This is a genomic window from Sulfolobus acidocaldarius DSM 639, assembly GCF_000012285.1.
Lineage (GTDB): Archaea > Thermoproteota > Thermoprotei_A > Sulfolobales > Sulfolobaceae > Sulfolobus > Sulfolobus acidocaldarius.
On sequence record NC_007181.1, the window covers coordinates 673,128 to 692,562 of the forward strand.

Sequence of the window (19,435 nt, forward strand, 5' to 3'; positions counted from 1 at the left end):
ATAAAATACTGTGTGCAGTCTTTGAGTGATATTCCACCCTCAATATATTTATTCTCATGTCCTAATTGTGGGAGATCTATTTCGACATATAGGTTACTTCTAGGATCAGTATGCAATATATGTCTAGAGGAAGATAAAGAATATAAAAATATTGGGGACTTAATAAAGGACATAGAAAAACAGGGAAATTTAATCAAATTGAAAGATATTCAGAGAGTGCTAGATGATTATGAAAGTTTTGTTTCTGTATTTAGGAGATTATTGGGCTTTCCACCCTTTGGTCCTCAAAAAAGTTGGATATATAGGTTGCTAAGCGGAGAGAGTTTTGCAATAATAGCTCCTCCTGGTTTAGGCAAAACCACCTTTGGTCTTATTTCATCTATTTACCTCTATTTAAGAGGCAAGAAATCAATATTAGTGTTTCCAACTAAAAGCCTTGTAAGGCAAGCTATTGATAAATTATCCTCTTATATACAAAATCTAGCCGAGATAAAGGAGAATCCTCCAAAAGTCATTTATTATTACTCAGGAATGTCAAGCTTCAGAGAGAAAAGAGGCAGATGAAGGATTACAGTCAAAGACATTTGATATTTTCATATCTACAAACAGATTTTTGATTGATAATATAGATCAGATCTCCTCAACTAGTTATCAGTTCTTATTTGTAGACGATGTAGATACCGCATTGAAGTCTAGCAAGAGTGCGCAGGCTATTCTTAAATTACTAGGATTTACGCCTAGTGACCAAGACAAAATTAAAGAGAGTTTGAAAAAATATAGAGAAAATACTCAGAAAAATGAACAAAATGAATACATTTTTGAGGAAATAGATAAAATTAGAAAAGATAGATTAGCATCAAAGACTGTTATATTTTCGTCAGCAACCTTAAATCGTAGTAATCCAATTTTAACGTCATTAGTGGGATTTAAGCCGGGAAGTTCAGTAATATATATCAGAAAAGTATATGACATGTATGTTAAGCAGCCTGATAAAGAACAAGAGACTTTTAACCTAATTAAATCTCTCCTGCATAGGTTGGGCGACGGCGGATTAATATTTGTGCCAGTAGACAAAAAACAAGAATACATCAAAAGATTACAAAGCGAGTTAAGTAATGAGTTCAATGTAGCTGCCATAACATCGACATCAGCAACTAAAATAGACGATTTCGCTAATGGTGAAATAGACGTATTAATCGGTTCTGCAACTCATTACGGTATTCTTGTAAGAGGGTTAGATCTTCCCTGGAGGGTAAAGTACTCAATATTTGTCGGAATACCTAAGTTCAAGTTCAGATTGGGAGAAAAGGTAAATCTACTCACTTTAAGTCGATTATTAAGTTTGATAGCGCTCATTACAAAGGATCAAGAAGTTATATACATATCAAGAAGAGTTAAGGATAAAATACGAAGGCTATCTCCTGCAGCATTAACCATGTTATCAGTTCAGGCAAAGGAAGGTAAACTAGAGGATAGTATATTACTTAAAGCATACGATTTGTTAAATAAGTATCTTAGTAATCAAAATGTACTGAAGAGAATAAGCGAGATAGGAGATTTCGTATTATCTCCTGATAATGATATACTGATTCCAGACTATCTTACCTATGTTCAGGCTAGCGGAAGAACGTCCAGGATATATGCAGGAGACGTTACCACTGGTCTATCTATTCTATTAGTCGATGATTTTAATTTGTTTAGACTTCTAAATAAAAAGTTGCAATACATATTAGATGATATACAATGGCGAGAATTAGATGTTGAAAAGTGGACAGCAGGAGACGTAGAAATAAAGAATCTAATTTCAAAAATTAATGAAGAGAGGAATGAGATATCGAAACTAAAAAATGAGGGTAATGTTGCGCCTGCACTGCAAAAAGTAAAGACTGTTCTCCTCGTTGTAGAATCTCCCAATAAAGCTAAAACTATATCCAGTTTCTTTTCAAGACCTAGTATTAGGCAAATTGGAAATATGAGAGTATATGAGACAGTGCTAGGTGATAAAGTTCTTATGGTTACAGCATCTGGTGGTCATGTTTATGACTTAACTACTCAGGACATGGGTATTTATGGAGTAGATATAATGAAACAGAATTCCTCTTTAGTCTTCATTCCTATATATAATAGTATAAAGAAGTGTGAAAATAATCATCAGTTTACCGATTTCTTTGAATCAAATAAGTGTCCTAGGTGTATGACAACAAAGGTGCGCTACGACAGTTTGAAATCTATAAACGTTTTAAGGAATTTAGCTGTAGAGGCTGACGAGGTGTTAATAGGCACCGATCCTGATACGGAAGGTGAGAAAATAGCATGGGATCTGTATTTAGCTCTAAGACCTTACAATAGTAATATCAGGAGAGCTGAATTTCATGAGGTAACTAGAAAAGCTATATTACAAGCTATCAATCAGCCTAGAGAATTTAACGTAAATTTAGTTAAATCACAATTGGTAAGAAGAATTGAGGATAGATGGATTGGGTTTAAACTATCGTCAATATTGCAGACTAGGTTTTGGCCTGAATATTGTAAATCTCTATCGTCGAATAAACAGCTTAACTGTAATGAAAATAAGAACCTGAGCGCAGGCAGGGTTCAGACTCCTGTCTTAAGCTGGATAGTTGACAGGTACACTGAATATCAGAGAAATAAGAGTAGAGTATATTATGGAAAGATAGACCAGTTACAAGATATAGTTATCTACGTCCCTAAGCAAGATGGTGTTAGAAAGAATAGTAAAATTGTTGTAGTTTTTAATGAAATTAATCAATTGGAGGAAGAGTTTGGTCCTCTACCCCCATATACTACAGATACATTACTTTCTGACTCTAACAATTTCTTTGGTCTTTCTGCACCAGAGACCATGAGAATTGCTCAAGATCTTTTTGAACTTGGACTCATAACTTATCATAGAACTGATAGTAACAGGATATCAAATACTGGAATTAGTGTAGCAGAGAACTATTTGAAAGATGTTCTTGGTGATAAGTACACTAATATTTTTAAACCAAGAAGCTGGGGAGATGGTGGAGCTCATGAGGGGATTAGACCAACTAAACCTATCGATGTAGAACAACTAAGATTATTAATAGAGGAGGGTGAGTTAGAGTTAGCGAAAAGATTAACTAATAATCATTTCAAAGTTTATGATATAATATTTAGACGATTTATTTCTAGTCAAATAATTCCTTTAAAAGTTCGCAAAGAAATTGTTAAAATAGAATTATATGGAGAAAATAAGAAAGAAAAAATAAATAGTAATCAAAATATAATAGAAGTTATAACGGGGATTACTTTGCCCGGAATCGATACTGAAATCTCTAAATTTGCATATGTACCCGTAAGGAATGTATCAAGATCTGTGGCAGAGAGGCTAAAGGAGCTTGGGCGTTCTATACCAACAGATTTTTCAATTGAAATTTCTAATTCGTTTATCAAAAGCACAGTTAATTTATATACTCAGGCAGATTTAGTTATGGAGATGAAGAATAAAAAGATCGGCAGACCTAGTACTTATGCGACAATTATAGGTACTATTCTCAGAAGAGGTTATGTCTTAGAAAGTCTTAAAACTAAAAAATTAATACCAACAAGGCTGGGCGTAGAGGTCAATAAGTATTTAAATGAAAATTACGGTAGATTTGTTTCAGAGGATAGAACAAGAAAATTGTTACAGTTGATGGATATGGTTGAGGCAGGTCAAGAAAAATATGAAGAAGTCTTGAAACAAGTTTATGAAGAAATAAACGAAATACGGTGAAAAAATGCTCATAGGTTTACTTCATTTAAGATTAAAGGAAGCTAGCAGAAAAGCTAACATTGAGAAAGCTCGTAGACTAATAAAAGTGGCTAAAGAGAAAGGAGCTAAACTGGTAGTCCTTCCCTCATTATTTCCTATAGGGAATCTTTTTGAGGTCTATGAAAACGAGAAGAAATCTCGTAGTGTAATACGAAATTTAGCTGAAAAGATTCCAGGTTCTATAAGCGAAATGCTAATTAATCTAGCGATGGAGGGAGAAGTTCACTTAATGGCTGGTCCAATTTTAGAGCAAGCCGGTCCAAAAATATTTCTTACTAGTCTAATTATTTCACCTCAAGGTGAAATAATAGGTAAATATCGTAAAGTCATAATATCCGAGAAAGATACGAGGCTAGGAATATCTTCAGGAAAAGAGCCAATGTTCTTATCATTAGACAAGCGATACGGAATTATATCAGAAGACGATTTGTTTTCGCCGGAGATAAATAGAATTTTGGCGTTAGGAAGTAGTGTCGCTGTTATTGGCTCAATTAAGGCATATTCAAAGAATAACAGTAGCGACATTATTAAACATGTAGCTATATCAAGAACTCTAGAAAACGAAATACCATATATTTTAGTTGGTGAAATGATAGAGGACGAAAATGGAGATATTATAGGTAGTTCGCCAACCTTTGTTACCAGTGTAAACTCATTAGTGTACAAGCAAGCTGAAGAAGATGATACTGTATTATACGTCGAGACAACAGTCCTTCTACAGGAGAGTGGGGCTCAGGATAAATTAGGTAAAGTAGGTAATTTAGAAAATATTATATTAGGTCTTTGTAAAAATGCCAAGAAAATGAAAGGAGTAGAAAGAAAGAGGATCATGGATAAAGAAAAGATAGAGGATAACTAAGTAAAACAAGTAATTTCTAAGAATTTAATTGATAAACTACAATTCTTCTGTTTTTTGTAACTTTAGCAAGCATCCCTTGTCTTTCTAGTTCCTCAAGAATCTTTTTAGCTACACTAATGGTCACATTTATTTTGCTTGCCAGTGTATACGGTGTTATAATTTTCTCCTTCTTTAATTCTTCTTGTACTTTAGACACAGTGTCTTTGTCTATAGTTATAGATTTGGACGTTATCTCTTTTCCTGTTTTTGAAGTAGTCCTTTTCTGTCCTTTTTTCTGTTGTTCCTCCTCCATTTTCTTTACTCTTTTTTCTATTGTACCAATCGGCTTTTTACTTGCTCCGCCCATTACTTACACCAGCTAATACTTTAATCCTTTAAACTATTAAACGTTTCTCATGAGTAAACAGATTTCAGTAGATGAAATAATAGGAAGAATAGGTAAGATAGGATCCGTCTTTGGTATAAGTAGAAATGAACTAAAAGTGTATTTCCTCCTTTTAGTTAACGGAAAAATGACAGCCAAAGACGTTTCCAATAGCATGAATATATCATACACGAAAGTATATAGTATTCTATCTAAATTAGAGGCTAGGGGATGGATAAAGAGAGTTGGAAAAAAGCCATCCCTTTATTCAGCTAACCCAGTAACAGATGTTTGGGTTAGCGTAAAGAGAAATATCATGGATATGGTTGAAAGAATAGAAAGAGAATTAATCATTCCAATGAGTATTTTATTTTCTTCAACGACATCATTATATAACGTCATATCGGTGTCTTCAGAGAACTTACCTAATATGATTACCCAATTATTAGCAGAGCCATCGAATATTTACTATTTCGCATTATCATTTGACGGAATATTAAATGATCACATAGTGAAATTGTTAGAGAGTAATTCATATAGAAGTGACGTCAAGGTTATTTTAGTAGATAGTATGAAAATAGAGCTACCACAAGTCGTTCAAAAGAAATATGTTAATTCAATGTTTGGTAGCGGTCTTATTACGGATAAGGGTATCTTACTTATCATAAAGTCATCTGAGGAATCATTATATGGGCTATATTCAAATCACGTTTATTTCATAGATATAGGAAAGGTTTATTTTCAGTATTTATGGGGTCAGTCTGAGAATTTAGGGAAAAATGCTTAAAAATGTAAGCGTTTCAAAGTGATATATACGATATAGGATGAGAATAATTACAGTAAAGCTTCCGGAGCAATTCCTAGAAGCCATAGATGAGTTGGTTAATACAGGAAGATACACGTCTAGAAGTGAAGTTATAAGACTTGCATTAAATGATTTTATAAGGAAGGAACTATGGGTAAGTGATAGTGAGTGATGAAAGCTGGTATTTTTGATCAATGAAATAAGACATCAGAACTGATTTTAAATTATACTCCTAGTATATTCTTCCCAATGCCATTAAATGAAGGAGATCCTGTAGTAATATGGGTTGATCCAAAAAGAATATATTTAGTTAAGCTAATCCAAAACAAGGTTTTTAGTACAGATAAGGGTTACATTGATCTAGGTAAATTAATAGGCTTAGAATATGGTTCAGAAATACTGCTTTCCACTGGGATTAAGGCATATTTACTGAAGCCAACGCCTATAGATCTATATAGAGGATTGAAAAGACTGTCCCAAGTATTGTATCCAAAAGATATAGGATATATAATCTACTCTTCAGGTGTTCAACCAGGGAGTACTATTGTGGAAGCAGGAACGGGATCAGGATTCCTTACTCTTTCACTTGCATATTTTTTAGGTAATTCGACGAAAATCGTGACTTATGACGTTAGGGAAGATATGCAAGATATTGCCAAAAGGAATGCATCCTATTTAGGGCTCTCAGATAGAATAATATTTAAGTTAAAGGATATAAGGGAAGGTATAGAAGAGGTCAATGTAGACGCAATATTCTTAGATATGCCAGACCCTTGGAATGCAATGGAGACTGTGAGAAAAGCACTGAAGCCCTCAGGGTCTTTAATCATATTTGTTCCCACTGTAAACCAAATAGAAAAAGTAATACCATCACTAAGTGATTTCGTAGATGTTCATGCTGAGGAGTTAATAATAAGGGAGTATCAAATGAAGGAGAATGCTGTTAGACCAAGAAATATAGGAGTAATCCATACTGGATACATAATTAGAGGAAGAAAACGAATAAAAGTGAGTTAATATTAATTCATACCAAGATGTCTTCAAAGATTAAAGTTTATGCGGACGCCGTAGTTAAGTATGAAACTAATCTGAAAGAGATAGAGAAAAAGATCGCTGAAGACGGAAAGAAGCTTATTTTACTTTCTGAAAGTCTTACCCAAAAATTGAAATCCGTAGCAGAAGAATACGTAACCAGTATTTCTGCTGAGTTGGAAAGGAAGTATGCAGAAGAAGCAAATAAACTTAGACTAAAGTATGGTGAAGAGAGAAGTAAGGAGATTAATAAAATAAAGCAGTTAGCAGAAGCTAATCTAGATAAGGCTGTAGATTTTGTTATATCAAAACTTCTGGAGGCTTATAAATGAGTACAAACGTATATGTAACAGCATTAGCTAGGGTATATAAAGCTAATACTCTAACCAAATCCACAGTATTAGAGCTATTAGACACTAAGAACTGGAAAGACGCTGTTACAATACTTAAAGACAAAGGTCTAATTCCAGAGATTCCCTCAAAGTTAGAGGATGCGGAAAATTTATTGAGGGACAAGGCTGTAAAAACTGTTGCAACATTGAAACAATACACATTAAACTCTAAGGTGGCTGCTCAAATTTTAGATTTATACGAATTTATACTAACTCTGGAGGATATAGAAGCTGTAATATCAGCTAGTGTTCTAGGTAAGAAGGATGGTGTAAATGTTAGGTACTTAAAGGAGCTTGTTGATGTAAGACCACAATCATTAGAGGATGTAGTTTCTACTGTGAAAGGAACCTATAAGGAAGCTCTTAGATTTTCTCTGGATAAAGCAGGGAATAAAACGCCATCTCGAATAAATTCCTACTTAGAATACTATTTCGTCGATCGGCTATATCAAATCATAAGTAATATAACCGGAGATGCGAGGATGAAGGCACAAGAGATTATATGTGGTTATGTTGACTATGTCGCAGTTTCCCTTGCATTCACGTTAAAGGAGCAGGAGAGGTCTATATGTAAGATCTCATCAGATATAATTAGAGATATAATTAACATGGCTAGACCAGATGAACTTAGTAATATATTGAGCAGAACGAGTTATGCAAAACTTCTCACCTTAGGTAATCCTTATGATTTATTAGCCTCATTTAAACGTGCTGCTAGAGTTCTTGCTCGAAACGCTTCAATAAACGCATTTATGAATTCACCATCTGTAGTGTCTGTTTTGGCAATTGCGGAGTTAACAAAATTAGATTATGAGGATTTAGTAACAATACTAAATGGTATAGCTCTTAAAATAAATGACAAGATAAAGAACCAACTATCATTTGATATAGTCTAAAATTTTTGAATCTATTATATATTCACCATCTTTATTTCTAACTATTGTGTAATCAGGTATCTCAGGTGGGTCTGGCATATTTGGATATGGTTTCTCCCTGCCTAGATAAATCCATCTAAGTTTACCTTTATTCTTTTCTAACTTGTACCAGTATTTACCAATGTAAATGTACTTCTTATCGTTCTTGTAGACTAAATGATAAGGCTTTAAATATACTCCAAAGTCCTTTATACTATCGTTATAATCGTAAACTTTTGACTTCAATTCTGATATAATTGTCTCAAAAACTCTTTGTGGTACTTTTACCAGCATTGTATACACTAATCTTTTTACTTTCAAAAAAAGAAATCAGTAATGCGAAGGGTATTAGCATGAGAACAAGAACTATAAGTAATACAGGGATCGAGATTTCCGAGCTAGGGATTGGGCTTTGGAGTTTGGTGACGAAAGAATGGGGTGCTGACGTTAATAAAGCTGAAGACATACTAAGACGTGCTTTTGAATTAGGGATTAACTTTTATGATACTGCCGATGTATATGGAGAAGGATTAGGGGAAAGTATTTTAGGTAAAGTATTCTCCTCTAAGCGAGATAAAGTAGTGATTCTAACTAAAATAGGTCTAGACTTCTACCATAACTCGGTGAATGGGAAATACCCTCGAAACTATAGTCTTGATTATCTATCATTTGCTTTTGAAAAAAGCCTTGAACGTTTGAACACAGACTATGTTGATATACTTATGATTCACAACCCTAAAATAAACGATATAAAGAATAAAAAATTGTATGACTTTTTGGATAGCCTGAGAAAGGACGGTAAAGTACGGGTTATAGGTGTAGCTTTAGGTCCAACTTTAGGGTGGGGTGAGGAAGGATTAGAGGCAATAAAAATGGGATATGGTTCTCTTGAATATATATATAACTTAATTGAACTAAGACCAGGAATCGAGTTCTTGAATTATGACATAGCCCACTTTGTTAGAGTTCCTCATGCATCAGACGCTTTAAATGAATCTAAGTGGCCTATATATAACGATCCTAAATTTCATAGAAGATATAAGGATATAAACTGGATAAATAAAGCAATTGAAAGATCAAGAGACCTTATATCATTTGCAAGGTCTAAGCATATGACTCTAGCTCAATTAGCACTTAAGTTCATTTTATATAATAAGAGAGTTACCTCAGTAATTCCCAATGTAGCATCTATTAGTGAGTTAGAAGAATTTGCAAAAGTTGAAAATTTGGAACAATTAACCGAAACAGAATACGATTATCTGTATTCTTACTCAATACGAAATTATAGAGATTTAAATGACGAGAGTATTGAGGAGACTAAACAGTATAAGTAGCTAAATATTCTAAAAATTTTCTAAATGCTATAGCTCTATGAGAATACTTATTCTTCTCTTCTGTACTCATTTCTCCAAAAGTTAGGTTTACTCCATCTGGTATAAATATAGGATCATATCCAAACCCTTTGGTTCCTCTTATTTCAGTGCTAATACTACCATATACTCTACCCTCAAATAACTTTAGTTGAGTACTATCAACATAAGCTAATACAGTAGAGAAGTACGCTTTTCTATTTTTTTCCCCTTCTAATAATCTAATAATCCCTTCCATCCCTATCTTTCTTCTGACGTAATTACTATAAGGTCCTGGAAATCCGTTTAACGCCTCTATAAATAATCCACTATCTTCTACAATCAGAGGTCTATTGATTTGATTATACGCTATGATTGCTGAAAATTTAACAATTTCCTCTAGCGAATCAGCCTGAATCTCCACCTTAGGTATGTTAAACCATATCAGTGAGACGTTAAAATTCTGAGCTATACTATTCATTTCTTTGAACTTATTCTCATTGGACGTGACTAGTATTATCTCTCTTTTTTCTTCTTTCTTCAACGTATCTTCCCCTCATTCTAATCTCCTTCATTTTTTCTATAACTTTGTCTGAGTCCATCATGGTAGAGTATCCTTCCTTGAATCCTTCAAATATTTCGTCTTTAAAATGACTGTGAATACTTTCTAGGGATCTCAATAAAACATGAATATCTGTTGCAAAATCCTCAATATCATTACTTTTCTTAGCAAGTCCGAAATCAATTAGAAATAATCCTTCATCTGTGTATATCATATTTGTCGTAGTTAGATCTCCGTGGATTATATTAGCCTTATGAAGAAGGGATATCATTAAGCCCATTTCTTTTCCTAACTCCCTTAAGTTTCTTCCTTGGTTAAATATATCCCTTAGTGTAGTACCCTCTATATATTCCATTACTATCAGGAATTGTATAGGATCAACCAAAAGTATTGCTGGTACATTTACCCCAGATTTTAGAGCTGAGTATATCATTCTAGCTTCCAATTTGGTTCTGCTCTCATTAATGGCTCTATCAACAATATCGTTTCTATAACTCTTTTTTATCCTTTTTTTAAACACAGCATGTATGCCTGCAAAATACCCCTCGTATATTATAGCTTCCGCTCCTCTTTTTATCTCTCTGACTATCTCCATGGTATATCAACTTTATCTATTCTCCACCTGGGTCTTATTATGGACTTTTCTATAGGTATAAATACTCTGTGTTTAGCCGCCAATAATCCTGTATATGCTATCATCGCACCATTATCACCGGAATATTGTGAAGGAACTATTTTTAGCTCAGCCCCCCTATCAGCAGCTAATTTCTCAAGTTTACTCTTTAGACTAACACTAGCCGCAACACCACCTACAACTAGAATTTCATTTTTTCCAGTAAGAGCCATTGCTCTCTCGGTAGCCTCCAATAGCATGTCAAAAGCTATTTCTCTGACACTATAGCAGATATCTGGTAAATTTCTCTTGCTTAACAGTTTTAGGGCTGCAGTTAGTAAACCTGAATAAGACATATCTTGTCCTTTCACTATATATGGTAGTTCAACATACTCCTTACCTTTGTCTGCACAAATATCTATTTGGTGAACACCATTTACAACATAAGGAGGAGCAAGTCCAGCTTCTCTCACAAATACGTCAATCATATTACCTAATGCGATGTCGAGTGTTTCTCCGAAAACTCTATACTTTCTATCAAAGAATATAGAAATTATAGTGTTTCCTCCTGAAAGGTATAAGATAAGAGGATCTTTTGCATTCGTAGAGTACATACCAATTTCTATGTGAGCTATTCCGTGATTTACAGGGATAAGTTTCTTATTGAAAGATAAAGCTAATGCTCTAGCAACTGTAGCACCTACTCTCAATGCAGGACCTATACCTGGACCTAAAGCTACCGCTACGCCATCTATATCTTTCATATTTACTTTGGCTTCATCTAAAGCTTTTTTCACTATAATAGGCGCTTGTTCAACATGATGTCTAGCTAACTCTGATGGTTTCATGCCACCTTGTGGCGGTATGTAAGTATCCTTAACATTAGCTAAAATTTTGATACTATTGTTTTCTTCTTTGACTATACCTACACCAAAAGTATGAGCGGTACTCTCTATTCCTAATATTATCATCTGGATTTACCTATAAATTCGGTATAGCCACATTTACCGCATGCCCATCGTTCCAGAGGCTTCATGTGATGAGCCATGATACTGCCGCATCTAGGACATTTTTTATTCTTTAGCTTTATTGAATCTTGTTCTACTTCGTAATAAGTTCTTACTACAGCTTTAGATTGATTTTCATTGTTGTTTTTGGGCACTCTTACCACCCTTCTTTATCTTTTGCCCGGTATCTCTTCCTATTAAATATTGCGGTTCAAGTTTTTGGAGACTATCCTTATCTTTGTATACATTCACTCTTGCATAACTTATTCCAGATCCATAGTTTGTAAATACCTTCTTTACAACCACAAGATCCTCAGCTGTGCTAAATGTAGAGGCTATAGCTTTCACTAATTCTTTCCTTGATGGAGTTCCAGAACCTATGTGAAAGAGTTTAATGTATAGTTCTCTCCTATTAGCAACATTATTTTGAATATCTCTTTCAACTATACCTTCAACCTTATCTGAGACCTTAATTTTGATTTGTTGAGACATCGGATAATAAAAATAGGAAATAGACTTTAAGAGTTACGGAGATCCTTTATAATATCTTCAGCAACTTTTTTACCTGACAGAACCATGGAACCGAATATTGGACCCATTCTAGGTAAACCTCTAACTTCGGTTACTGACATACCTGCAACATAGAGTCCAGGAGCAACTACACCTGTTTGTTCTACAGTAAGTTTTTCAGCCATTTCACTATAAGCAGATCTTTCACCTGGAATAACTATTCCTAACTCTGGTATCTTTCTTGAAGCTACTGCAACAACCTCTGCGTCATGACCTGTTGCATCAACAACAGCTTTAGCTGATATAAACACCGGGTCAACGTGGAGTCCAGCCATTTGAGTTGCTGTCCATTCTACTGCAACACCTGCAACTCTAAGTGGATTTTCTCTAAATATTACATCATCTACAGTAACTCCATGTATAATTTTTGCTCCAGCATCAATTGCAGATGCAGCTAGTTTTGCCATAAATTCTGCTGAATCTACGATGTAAACCCCATCCTCAACTTTTTCTAGTCTTATATTCATTTCTTTTAATACTTCATCAGCAGGACTCTCAATTACTAATTTATGAAATAGCATGGCACCTCCTCCTATACCTCCTCCAAAGCTTAACCTTCTCTCGAAAACTAATGTTTTTAAGCCGTGTTTTGCTAAGTAATAAGCTGCGCTCATCCCAGCAGGTCCTGCTCCCACAATAACTACATCATTTTCAACAAAGTTCATCCAATCTTCCATAGTTTGCTTTATAATATACCTGCTAATTTTCACTTCATCTATTGCTTTGATTTTGATTGAATCTGACATGTCTTATCAATTAAATAGGTTATAAACTCACTTATATGTATTTTTATATCATACTTATTAACCTATTTGTAGAGTAATAGTTATGCCAATGCAGTTAAATACGAATATAACAGCCGTAAGGTGCAGTTGGTGCGGTAAAGTCATAAATAATGAACCTATTGTGGTCAAGACTTGTTGTAATAACAAACCATGGGTTTTTTGTAGCAGGCAGTGTTACAATATGTGGGTGAGAGATTGGCTGAAGAGTCAAGAACAACAGAGAGGAGCAAAGAAAAAAGGAGGAATGTTGTAGTAGGCATATCAGGTGCTAGTGGAGTAATTTATGGTATAAGAACAGTAAAAACTTTGAATAATTTAGGCTACGATCAAGAAATTATTATCTCGAATGGTGCTATAAAAGTAGCTGAAAAAGAATGTGGTTTAGATTTAGTTTCTACAATTAGTAAATTTGTAGACGGTAAAATATATAGGGAGGAAGAAATAGATGCTCCACCCTCTAGTTCTAGTCATGTGGTTAAATCTCTGGGAATGGTTGTAGTTCCTTGTAGCATTAAGACTCTTGCGGAAATATCTAATGGTTTATCTTCTAATTTAATATCTCGTACAGCCTTAAACTTTCTACGAATTAAGGGTAAATTGGTATTAGTTTTGAGAGAAACTCCCCTAGGGGCTGTAGAGCTAAGGAACGCTTTAAGGGTAACTAATGCAGGTGCAATAGTATTACCTGCATCACCCGGATTTTACCATAATCCAAAAACCTTTGATGATTTAGTGAATTTTATAGTGGGAAAAATCTTAGATATGCTTGGAATAGAGAATAACTTGTATAAACATTGGGATACTTCTTCTAAAACAGATCAACGTCCTTGCGACCAAGTTTCTTAGATAGTAGTTCTTTGACTTTACTATCATAATCATTGTTCTTTCTTAGTTCCTTTTCCATATCCTCATTTTCACCATTCTTCTTACTGACTGCAAAAGCGCATTTGTTTCCGGGTAACAAAGCTCTCTTTTCACAATAAGCATATTGGCATTCTCCTGTAATACAGACGTCTCCAACCCACATACAGTAGCCAATCTTCTGTGGCGTACCTTTAATGTATTTCTTTTGTATACTTAATGCTTTTTTATTACATCTGAAAAATGGGCAAAGGTAATTACACTTTTCACCTAAAGGTGTAGGTTTAGGTTCCTGTAGCCCAAAGTCAGTCCTTTCGTGCTTAGGGGCGTTATCTCTTATCACCAAACCTTATATCACCCATGAAATCTCTGCTACTTCATAATAATTTTATAATTTCAACCATTTAAACATTATGTACCTTATGCTCCTATTCCTTTGATTCACAATAGATAGGATTAAATTTTTTCTAGTACTATGCGAAACCCTTCCGAAACCTAGAATTTCATTCGGTGAAATCTCTTGTTCTTCGTCTATTGCTATTACGAGATACGGCGCATGTTCAAGACCAGGCGCTACTGTATAAATTGCAAAATCAGCACCATACTTCATCCCCGACCTGACCACAAACTTCTTCTCTCTTAAATCCTCATATACAGTATATAATAATTCAAACCTGGGTATATTCTCCATCCCGATTTTGTATAAGAGTGCGTCATCGATCACTTTACCATCTCTTATAACCTCTATAATTTTCTTTTTTGAGAGATACAGGGCTTCTATAAGAGATAGAATAAGAGGTTTTTTTATGTCTTCAGGGCTTTTAGGCTTTGTTATATCTAGTGGTTTGCCGTAATATCCCAGCTTGTATATTTCTTTAGCTTTCTCTACATCATTAATTAGCACTTTATCTCCTAATATTTCCCCTTGGATCATTGAATCATCCTATTCTCTTAGAAAGCTTATATAAAGTATACTATTTGCTACATTTCGTAATAGATCTGCGCAATCTTCCAACCTATCTGCAACATCCTTAGTAAGTAAAATATAAGCAATACCACTTTGTTCTCTTTCGAAAAGTTTAACCTCAAAATTCCTATACAGATCATCTACCTCTTCCTCGATTTTAATTACATTTCTAGCTTTCTCTGATGCTTTTTTTGAACTTACCGATAATAAGCGTATGGCTTCTATAGTATTCATTAACGCTGCAATCAATTTTTCTGTTATTGTAATACTTAGATTTTGAAGTACATTATCATACACTTTAATTACGTTATTCAAAACTCCAAATCTATAAGACGCCGCGCTTATATTTTGTGATATTTTCTCAAAATCACTTAAAATATCTAAGTATAATTCTTTGTTATTTATCCCTTCTGCTACTCTAAATATATATTCTCCCAACTTATATTTCAAATCTTCTACGGACGATTTTATTCCATCTATTTTAGAGTAGACTTGAGTATGGTTAGCGTTGTTCTCGGTAAATTGTTGATATAATATTCTCAGTTGGTCTAATATCTGGTTGGCTATGTACTGTAATTGTTCTTCGATCGAGACTTCTGGTAAACTCATTCACTCAGTAGTGTTGATTAATGGTTAATAAATGAATTTTAGTATTAAGCCCCTGATTTTTGATATTGTTTCGATATCTTTGTCTATATTCTGATCAGTAGAAGCACTTCTTTCTTTAAGTGTTCTCAGGACATTTTCTTCGTCCTCAAGACCTACTACATAGAAGTAATTTATTAAGCCTAGAGCTTCCTCTTTTAGCTTAGTGTCTTTAACATTTTCCACATAATTTGAAATGGTTTCTATTCCTTGAAGGATTTCCTTCCTTGTCCTCCTTAGCCTCCTTATAAGGACATCTATTTTTTCTGTGTCCAGTTCTGGTATCTGGGCATAATTTTCTAATTTATCTAATGTGTTGTTATGTTCTTCTATTACTCTCTCGAAATACAGTAATACTCTTCCAACTTCAATATCGCTTTGGCTCATTTAGATGACCTCACACTTACTGTACTATTATCCTCTAATCCCAATTTCAGCATATCCTCACTATTACTCCAAATCTCTGTGGCTGGAACATTATCTTGAACAATTATCTTGAACTTATTTCTTCTTCCTTTAACAGAAATCTCTATTTCATCTTTAGCGTTTATTTCGTTTGCTAACTTTGACGATATAATAACTGTTCCAGCATCAACCTCAGTCTTCTTTCTAATTTTTACTCTTTTTTCCTTTACTTCAGTCTTCTCTTTTCTTAATGAAGATGCAGGAGGAATTATATTCACAAGCGACTTTATATCTACTTTCTTATTTTTCTCCTCTACTTCCTCCTTATCAGTGTCTTCCTTACTCATTGTTACTAACTAATTTGCCTAGCTTATTAAAATCTTCACCTTTAAATAACCTATCTAATACGTTCATTAGGTCAGTTATATTTACCCTTATCTGTTGCCAACTATCCCTATCTCTTATTGTTACAGTATTATCAGTCAATGTCATAGGATCTACGGTAATTGAGTAGGGCACACCGATTTCATCAACTCTGGCGTATCTTTTTCCGATACTACCACTGTCATCGAAGATTATATCGTATCTTTCCTTTAACGAATCGTAAATTTCTCTGGCTTTCTTTATCAGTTCATCCTTTTCAAGAAGCGGAAATATAGCTATATCATATGGTGAAAGTCTCTTTGGAAGTGAAAGTATAATCCTACCATCTTTTTCCATATAGGAGTTAAGGAGTGTTAGATAAAGGCATCTCTCGACACCAAATGAAGGTTCAATAACATGAGGGATAACACGTTCACCGCTGATTTTCTCTTCCCTTTCAACTATTTTCACATACATATCTATGTCTTTACCTAGAACTTTCTCCTTATTGAGGATCATTCTTTCTATTTCTTCAACGGTTTTAGTATTTATTATTTCCATGATTGTTTTACTAAAATCTCTTCCTTCTTTTGTAACTAAGTCCTTGTTTAATATTAATGTTTTCTTCTTAACAATTTTAGGTGTATCAAATTTTTTGAAAATACTCAAATCTTGTCCACTATAGGCTGAATGTCTTGATAAGTCATAATCAGATCTATATGCATGACCCGAGATTTCAACTTTTACGTTATCGATAACTACTATCTGGTCAAAGGTTTGTTTGGAATAATGCGCTCTTTCATGTGGTAGTTTTTCCTCAAAGTAGAATGACGAAATGCCTAGTGAATTGACAAAATTTGAAGCAATACCCATCCAATAAGCCATCCATTTGTTGATAACTATTTTCTCATTAACTATTTCACTGAACTTGTATTTTGTATATTTCTCTTCGCCTCTTGCTTTGTCGTCTCCTCTGAGAATGTTAATCTCTAGATCGTATAATCTATCTAAGGGAGGTTCTACGTCTGAATTTGGGTCAAAGAAGAATTCAACTTCCATTATAGTAAATTCTCTCATTCTTATGAGTCCTTGTCGGGGGGAGATCTCATTTCTACCTACTTTTCCGATTTGTGCAATACCTATTGGTAACTTCTGTCTAAATGCTTCATATACTCTCTTAAACGATGTAAACATTCCTTGAGCTGTTTCTGGTCTTAAAAATGCTTTATTTGTGGAATAAGGACCTATTCTGGTTTCAAATAATAAGTTGAATAGTCTGACTTCTCCGAGCTCTCCACCACATTTAGGACATTTTATTCCTTTCTCTCTAATTATTTTGTCTAACTCAGAAGGAGGAAGACCTTCAGTTGTGACCTTGGCTATTTCTTCCACCAAATGATCTGCTCTATATACATTATGGCATGAATTACATTCAACCACTGGATCAGTGAAATTATCCACATGACCACTGGCTTCTAGTACTTTATACGGCGTTAAAGCTGGTGTATCTATTTCTACAACAAAGTCAGAATTGTCTTTGATAAAATGCTTTCTCCAAAGGTCTACTATCTTATTTTTTATTCTAACCCCTATAGGACCTATGTCATATAGTCCGGCTACGCCTCCATATATCTCATATGAAGGCCAAAAAATTCCTCTTCTTCTGGCAAGCTCGATAACCTTTGTTTGTAGATCAGCCATACAAGATTAAGCATATTAAAGAGGATAAAAAACTTCTATTATGGTCGATTCAAGGCTTTTGTACCTCAACGAGAGTTCAAGGCAGTTTGCAGGTTTCAATAAAACTACATCTCCTTTTGTAATAGTAGGAATACCACTAGATATTACAAGCAGTTTTAGACCAGGCTCCAGATTCGCTCCCTCAGTAATCAGAGAAGTTGCACAATATATAGAATTTTATTCCATGAGAACTGGAATAGATATGGGTGAAATAGGATTTAGTGATGTAGGAGACATTGTTATGCATCCATCAAATGTAGAAGAAAATATAAAACGCATAAAAGACGTAGTTTCTTACTTCTCCGAGAAGGGGAAAATTGTTGTAAGTATAGGTGGAGAGCATAGTATAACAGTGGGTACAACTGAAGGAACAAATGCAGATTGTGTATTGAGCATTGATGCTCATCTAGATCTTAGGGACGAATATATGGGTTATAAGTACGATCATGCTTGTGTAATGAGAAGGATTTCTGAAAGGGGAGTAAAGATTATTGAGCTAGGTACCAGAGCAGTATCTAAGGAGGAACTCGAATATGCAAACCAAAAGGGTATAATGTATCTAAATCCTCGGCAAGTCAATTTATTAGGAATTAGAGGCACTGCTGAAAAGGTAAAAAGGGGATTAGCGGAATGTAAGAGGATATACTTAACTTATGATATGGACGGAATAGATCCTGCATACGCTCCAGGAGTGGCAACTCCAGAGCCCGAAGGATTAGATCCTACTACAGTTCTAGAAATAGTTAATATGGTTACGGATAAAAGAATTGTTGGGTTTGATGTGGTGGAAATATCGCCACCTCACGACCCATCCAACATAACTAGTGTCTTAGCATCTAGATTTATACTTGAAACAGCATCTATAATATTTAAATCGCTTTCACTATCTTAACGGTAGGTTTTCTAACCATATAAATTATTCTGTAACCACAGTATGGACATCTTACGCCAGGAAGTGTTTTTAGCTGGTCGTCATCTAATTCTTTCCAACACTTTCCACATCTGTACTTTGCCATATTTTGTTATACTTTTGTAAGGGGTATTAAACCTAACTATTTGGTAGAAAAGTTGAAAAATCCCATTGTCATAAATTTTCTTGGAAAATGTCTGATCTATGTGGAGGATTGCCACCAGATATATGTGAGCAATTAACAAAAGAGGAACAATTTATAAAAATAAAGGTTGAAAAGAGAAGATACGGGAAAGAGGTAACTATTGTAGAGGGAATATCAAATGATGAAACTGAATTAAAGAAAATAGCGTCAGAACTAAAATCAAAGTTAGCTGCAGGAGGAACTGTTAAGAATGGGAAAATTGAACTACAGGGAGATCATAGGGATAGAGTTAAAGAGCTGTTAATTAAAATGGGGTTTCCTGAATCAAATATTCTTGTAATAGAATAA

General features: G+C 34.4%; 25 protein-coding genes and 1 pseudogene. 11 read left to right on the top strand and 15 right to left on the bottom strand.

The window, feature by feature from the left end; genetic code table 11:
- Positions 1-12: 12 nt before the first annotated feature.
- Together rgy and SACI_RS04025 are read left to right on the top strand one after the other, a co-directional pair.
- Positions 13-3,760 (top strand): annotated as a pseudogene (rgy, locus tag SACI_RS04020) (reverse gyrase).
- Positions 3,761-3,764: 4 nt separating this feature from the next.
- Entirely contained in the window at positions 3,765-4,658 is an 894-nt protein-coding gene (locus SACI_RS04025; RefSeq protein WP_011277709.1) for a carbon-nitrogen hydrolase family protein, read from the top strand.
- 16 nt (positions 4,659-4,674) lie between these two features.
- Here the strand turns inward: SACI_RS04025 and SACI_RS04030 are convergent, their stop codons facing one another.
- Positions 4,675-5,004, bottom strand: a complete 330-nt coding sequence (locus tag SACI_RS04030) for a 30S ribosomal protein S25e (RefSeq protein ID WP_011277710.1) — start codon at positions 5,002-5,004, stop codon at positions 4,675-4,677.
- Between the two features lie 49 nt (positions 5,005-5,053).
- On the opposite strand from SACI_RS04030, the gene SACI_RS04035 reads away from it, so the two are divergent.
- From SACI_RS04035 to SACI_RS04055, 5 genes are all read left to right on the top strand, one after another.
- Positions 5,054-5,809 (top strand): TrmB family transcriptional regulator, encoded by a 756-nt coding sequence (locus tag SACI_RS04035; RefSeq protein ID WP_011277711.1) that lies wholly within the window; start codon positions 5,054-5,056, stop codon positions 5,807-5,809.
- A gap of 37 nt (positions 5,810-5,846) precedes the next feature.
- Positions 5,847-5,999 (top strand): ribbon-helix-helix domain-containing protein, encoded by a 153-nt coding sequence (locus SACI_RS04040; protein ID WP_011277712.1) that lies wholly within the window; start codon positions 5,847-5,849, stop codon positions 5,997-5,999.
- Between the two features lie 77 nt (positions 6,000-6,076).
- Positions 6,077-6,844: a tRNA (adenine-N1)-methyltransferase gene (locus tag SACI_RS04045; protein WP_011277713.1), complete on the top strand. Its 768-nt coding sequence runs from the start codon at positions 6,077-6,079 to the stop codon at positions 6,842-6,844.
- Between the two features lie 17 nt (positions 6,845-6,861).
- Positions 6,862-7,191: a hypothetical protein gene (locus tag SACI_RS04050; protein ID WP_011277714.1), complete on the top strand. Its 330-nt coding sequence runs from the start codon at positions 6,862-6,864 to the stop codon at positions 7,189-7,191.
- Complete coding sequence (locus SACI_RS04055) at positions 7,188-8,147, top strand: V0D/AC39 family V-type ATPase subunit (RefSeq protein ID WP_011277715.1); 960 nt, start codon at positions 7,188-7,190, stop codon at positions 8,145-8,147. The genes SACI_RS04050 and SACI_RS04055 overlap by 4 nt, the downstream gene beginning before the upstream one ends.
- On the opposite strand, the gene SACI_RS04060 is transcribed toward SACI_RS04055, so the two are convergent.
- Complete coding sequence (locus tag SACI_RS04060; RefSeq protein ID WP_011277716.1) at positions 8,130-8,459, bottom strand: hypothetical protein; 330 nt, start codon at positions 8,457-8,459, stop codon at positions 8,130-8,132. The two genes, SACI_RS04055 and SACI_RS04060, sit on opposite strands and share 18 nt — an antisense overlap.
- 59 nt (positions 8,460-8,518) lie before the next feature.
- On the opposite strand from SACI_RS04060, the gene SACI_RS04065 reads away from it, so the two are divergent.
- Complete coding sequence (locus tag SACI_RS04065; protein ID WP_011277717.1) at positions 8,519-9,499, top strand: aldo/keto reductase; 981 nt, start codon at positions 8,519-8,521, stop codon at positions 9,497-9,499.
- Here the strand turns inward: SACI_RS04065 and SACI_RS04070 are convergent.
- From SACI_RS04070 to SACI_RS04090, 6 genes are read right to left on the bottom strand one after another with little or no spacing between them, the layout of a single operon-like run.
- Complete coding sequence (locus SACI_RS04070; RefSeq protein ID WP_370685262.1) at positions 9,483-9,995, bottom strand: XTP/dITP diphosphatase; 513 nt, start codon at positions 9,993-9,995, stop codon at positions 9,483-9,485. The two genes, SACI_RS04065 and SACI_RS04070, sit on opposite strands and share 17 nt — an antisense overlap.
- A 16-nt stretch (positions 9,996-10,011) precedes the next feature.
- Positions 10,012-10,671: a Kae1-associated kinase Bud32 gene (locus SACI_RS04075; protein WP_011277719.1), complete on the bottom strand. Its 660-nt coding sequence runs from the start codon at positions 10,669-10,671 to the stop codon at positions 10,012-10,014.
- Positions 10,662-11,660 carry a KEOPS complex N(6)-L-threonylcarbamoyladenine synthase Kae1 gene (kae1, locus tag SACI_RS04080; RefSeq protein ID WP_011277720.1) on the bottom strand — a complete coding sequence of 333 codons (999 nt, stop codon included), beginning with the start codon at positions 11,658-11,660 and terminating at the stop codon, positions 10,662-10,664. The genes SACI_RS04075 and kae1 overlap by 10 nt, the downstream gene beginning before the upstream one ends.
- Entirely contained in the window at positions 11,657-11,860 is a 204-nt protein-coding gene (locus SACI_RS11595; RefSeq protein WP_011277721.1) for a 30S ribosomal protein S27ae, read from the bottom strand. Before SACI_RS11595 ends, kae1 begins: the two co-directional genes overlap by 4 nt.
- Positions 11,832-12,188 (bottom strand): 30S ribosomal protein S24e, encoded by a 357-nt coding sequence (locus SACI_RS04085; protein ID WP_011277722.1) that lies wholly within the window; start codon positions 12,186-12,188, stop codon positions 11,832-11,834. The genes SACI_RS11595 and SACI_RS04085 overlap by 29 nt, the downstream gene beginning before the upstream one ends.
- Positions 12,189-12,214: 26 nt before the next feature.
- Positions 12,215-13,012 (bottom strand): sulfide-dependent adenosine diphosphate thiazole synthase, encoded by a 798-nt coding sequence (locus tag SACI_RS04090; RefSeq protein WP_011277723.1) that lies wholly within the window; start codon positions 13,010-13,012, stop codon positions 12,215-12,217.
- Positions 13,013-13,234: 222 nt separating this feature from the next.
- On the opposite strand from SACI_RS04090, the gene SACI_RS04095 reads away from it, so the two are divergent.
- Complete coding sequence (locus SACI_RS04095) at positions 13,235-13,897, top strand: UbiX family flavin prenyltransferase (RefSeq protein ID WP_011277725.1); 663 nt, start codon at positions 13,235-13,237, stop codon at positions 13,895-13,897.
- Here SACI_RS04095 and SACI_RS04100 read toward each other — a convergent pair.
- The 6 genes from SACI_RS04100 to glyS are packed head-to-tail and all read right to left on the bottom strand — an operon-like array spanning position 13,860 to position 17,993.
- Complete coding sequence (locus tag SACI_RS04100; protein WP_015385509.1) at positions 13,860-14,255, bottom strand: hypothetical protein; 396 nt, start codon at positions 14,253-14,255, stop codon at positions 13,860-13,862. The genes SACI_RS04095 and SACI_RS04100 overlap by 38 nt on opposite strands.
- A gap of 45 nt (positions 14,256-14,300) precedes the next feature.
- Positions 14,301-14,846 (bottom strand): tRNA-intron lyase, encoded by a 546-nt coding sequence (gene endA, locus SACI_RS04105; protein ID WP_011277727.1) that lies wholly within the window; start codon positions 14,844-14,846, stop codon positions 14,301-14,303.
- Positions 14,847-14,855: 9 nt separating this feature from the next.
- The gene (locus tag SACI_RS04110; protein ID WP_011277728.1) at positions 14,856-15,488 is read right to left on the bottom strand and encodes a DUF47 domain-containing protein; all 633 of its coding nucleotides are present in this window, start codon (positions 15,486-15,488) and stop codon (positions 14,856-14,858) included.
- 24 nt (positions 15,489-15,512) lie between these two features.
- Complete coding sequence (locus tag SACI_RS04115; RefSeq protein ID WP_011277729.1) at positions 15,513-15,911, bottom strand: hypothetical protein; 399 nt, start codon at positions 15,909-15,911, stop codon at positions 15,513-15,515.
- Entirely contained in the window at positions 15,908-16,276 is a 369-nt protein-coding gene (locus SACI_RS04120; RefSeq protein ID WP_011277730.1) for a hypothetical protein, read from the bottom strand. Before SACI_RS04120 ends, SACI_RS04115 begins: the two co-directional genes overlap by 4 nt.
- Positions 16,269-17,993, bottom strand: a complete 1,725-nt coding sequence (glyS, locus tag SACI_RS04125) for a glycine--tRNA ligase (RefSeq protein ID WP_011277731.1) — start codon at positions 17,991-17,993, stop codon at positions 16,269-16,271. Before glyS ends, SACI_RS04120 begins: the two co-directional genes overlap by 8 nt.
- A 40-nt stretch (positions 17,994-18,033) precedes the next feature.
- Here glyS and speB point away from each other — a divergent pair, with 40 nt between their 5' ends.
- The gene (gene speB, locus SACI_RS04130; protein WP_011277732.1) at positions 18,034-18,924 is read left to right on the top strand and encodes an agmatinase; all 891 of its coding nucleotides are present in this window, start codon (positions 18,034-18,036) and stop codon (positions 18,922-18,924) included.
- Here speB and SACI_RS11605 read toward each other — a convergent pair.
- Positions 18,902-19,048 carry a DNA-directed RNA polymerase subunit P gene (locus SACI_RS11605; protein WP_011277733.1) on the bottom strand — a complete coding sequence of 49 codons (147 nt, stop codon included), beginning with the start codon at positions 19,046-19,048 and terminating at the stop codon, positions 18,902-18,904. The genes speB and SACI_RS11605 overlap by 23 nt on opposite strands.
- Before the next feature lie 87 nt (positions 19,049-19,135).
- Between SACI_RS11605 and yciH the strand changes: the two genes are divergently transcribed.
- On the top strand, positions 19,136-19,435 hold the full coding sequence (yciH, locus tag SACI_RS04135) for a stress response translation initiation inhibitor YciH (protein WP_011277734.1): 300 nt from the start codon (positions 19,136-19,138) through the stop codon (positions 19,433-19,435).

Excerpts from the sequence above, each read along its gene's own strand:
- SACI_RS04025 (WP_011277709.1), top strand. The coding sequence starts at position 3,765 with ATGCTCATAGGTTTACTTCATTTAAGATTAAAGGAAGCTAGCAGAAAA.
- SACI_RS04030 (WP_011277710.1), bottom strand. The coding sequence starts at position 5,004 with ATGGGCGGAGCAAGTAAAAAGCCGATTGGTACAATAGAAAAAAGAGTA.
- SACI_RS04035 (WP_011277711.1), top strand. The coding sequence starts at position 5,054 with ATGAGTAAACAGATTTCAGTAGATGAAATAATAGGAAGAATAGGTAAG.
- SACI_RS04040 (WP_011277712.1), top strand. The coding sequence starts at position 5,847 with ATGAGAATAATTACAGTAAAGCTTCCGGAGCAATTCCTAGAAGCCATA.
- SACI_RS04045 (WP_011277713.1), top strand. The coding sequence starts at position 6,077 with ATGCCATTAAATGAAGGAGATCCTGTAGTAATATGGGTTGATCCAAAA.
- SACI_RS04050 (WP_011277714.1), top strand. The coding sequence starts at position 6,862 with ATGTCTTCAAAGATTAAAGTTTATGCGGACGCCGTAGTTAAGTATGAA.
- SACI_RS04055 (WP_011277715.1), top strand. The coding sequence starts at position 7,188 with ATGAGTACAAACGTATATGTAACAGCATTAGCTAGGGTATATAAAGCT.
- SACI_RS04060 (WP_011277716.1), bottom strand. The coding sequence starts at position 8,459 with ATGCTGGTAAAAGTACCACAAAGAGTTTTTGAGACAATTATATCAGAA.
- SACI_RS04065 (WP_011277717.1), top strand. The coding sequence starts at position 8,519 with ATGAGAACAAGAACTATAAGTAATACAGGGATCGAGATTTCCGAGCTA.
- SACI_RS04070 (WP_370685262.1), bottom strand. The coding sequence starts at position 9,995 with ATGAATAGTATAGCTCAGAATTTTAACGTCTCACTGATATGGTTTAAC.
- SACI_RS04075 (WP_011277719.1), bottom strand. The coding sequence starts at position 10,671 with ATGGAGATAGTCAGAGAGATAAAAAGAGGAGCGGAAGCTATAATATAC.
- kae1 (WP_011277720.1), bottom strand. The coding sequence starts at position 11,660 with ATGATAATATTAGGAATAGAGAGTACCGCTCATACTTTTGGTGTAGGT.
- SACI_RS04085 (WP_011277722.1), bottom strand. The coding sequence starts at position 12,188 with ATGTCTCAACAAATCAAAATTAAGGTCTCAGATAAGGTTGAAGGTATA.
- SACI_RS04090 (WP_011277723.1), bottom strand. The coding sequence starts at position 13,012 with ATGTCAGATTCAATCAAAATCAAAGCAATAGATGAAGTGAAAATTAGC.
- endA (WP_011277727.1), bottom strand. The coding sequence starts at position 14,846 with ATGATCCAAGGGGAAATATTAGGAGATAAAGTGCTAATTAATGATGTA.
- SACI_RS04110 (WP_011277728.1), bottom strand. The coding sequence starts at position 15,488 with ATGAGTTTACCAGAAGTCTCGATCGAAGAACAATTACAGTACATAGCC.
- SACI_RS04115 (WP_011277729.1), bottom strand. The coding sequence starts at position 15,911 with ATGAGCCAAAGCGATATTGAAGTTGGAAGAGTATTACTGTATTTCGAG.
- SACI_RS04120 (WP_011277730.1), bottom strand. The coding sequence starts at position 16,276 with ATGAGTAAGGAAGACACTGATAAGGAGGAAGTAGAGGAGAAAAATAAG.
- glyS (WP_011277731.1), bottom strand. The coding sequence starts at position 17,993 with ATGGCTGATCTACAAACAAAGGTTATCGAGCTTGCCAGAAGAAGAGGA.
- speB (WP_011277732.1), top strand. The coding sequence starts at position 18,034 with ATGGTCGATTCAAGGCTTTTGTACCTCAACGAGAGTTCAAGGCAGTTT.
- SACI_RS11605 (WP_011277733.1), bottom strand. The coding sequence starts at position 19,048 with ATGGCAAAGTACAGATGTGGAAAGTGTTGGAAAGAATTAGATGACGAC.
- yciH (WP_011277734.1), top strand. The coding sequence starts at position 19,136 with ATGTCTGATCTATGTGGAGGATTGCCACCAGATATATGTGAGCAATTA.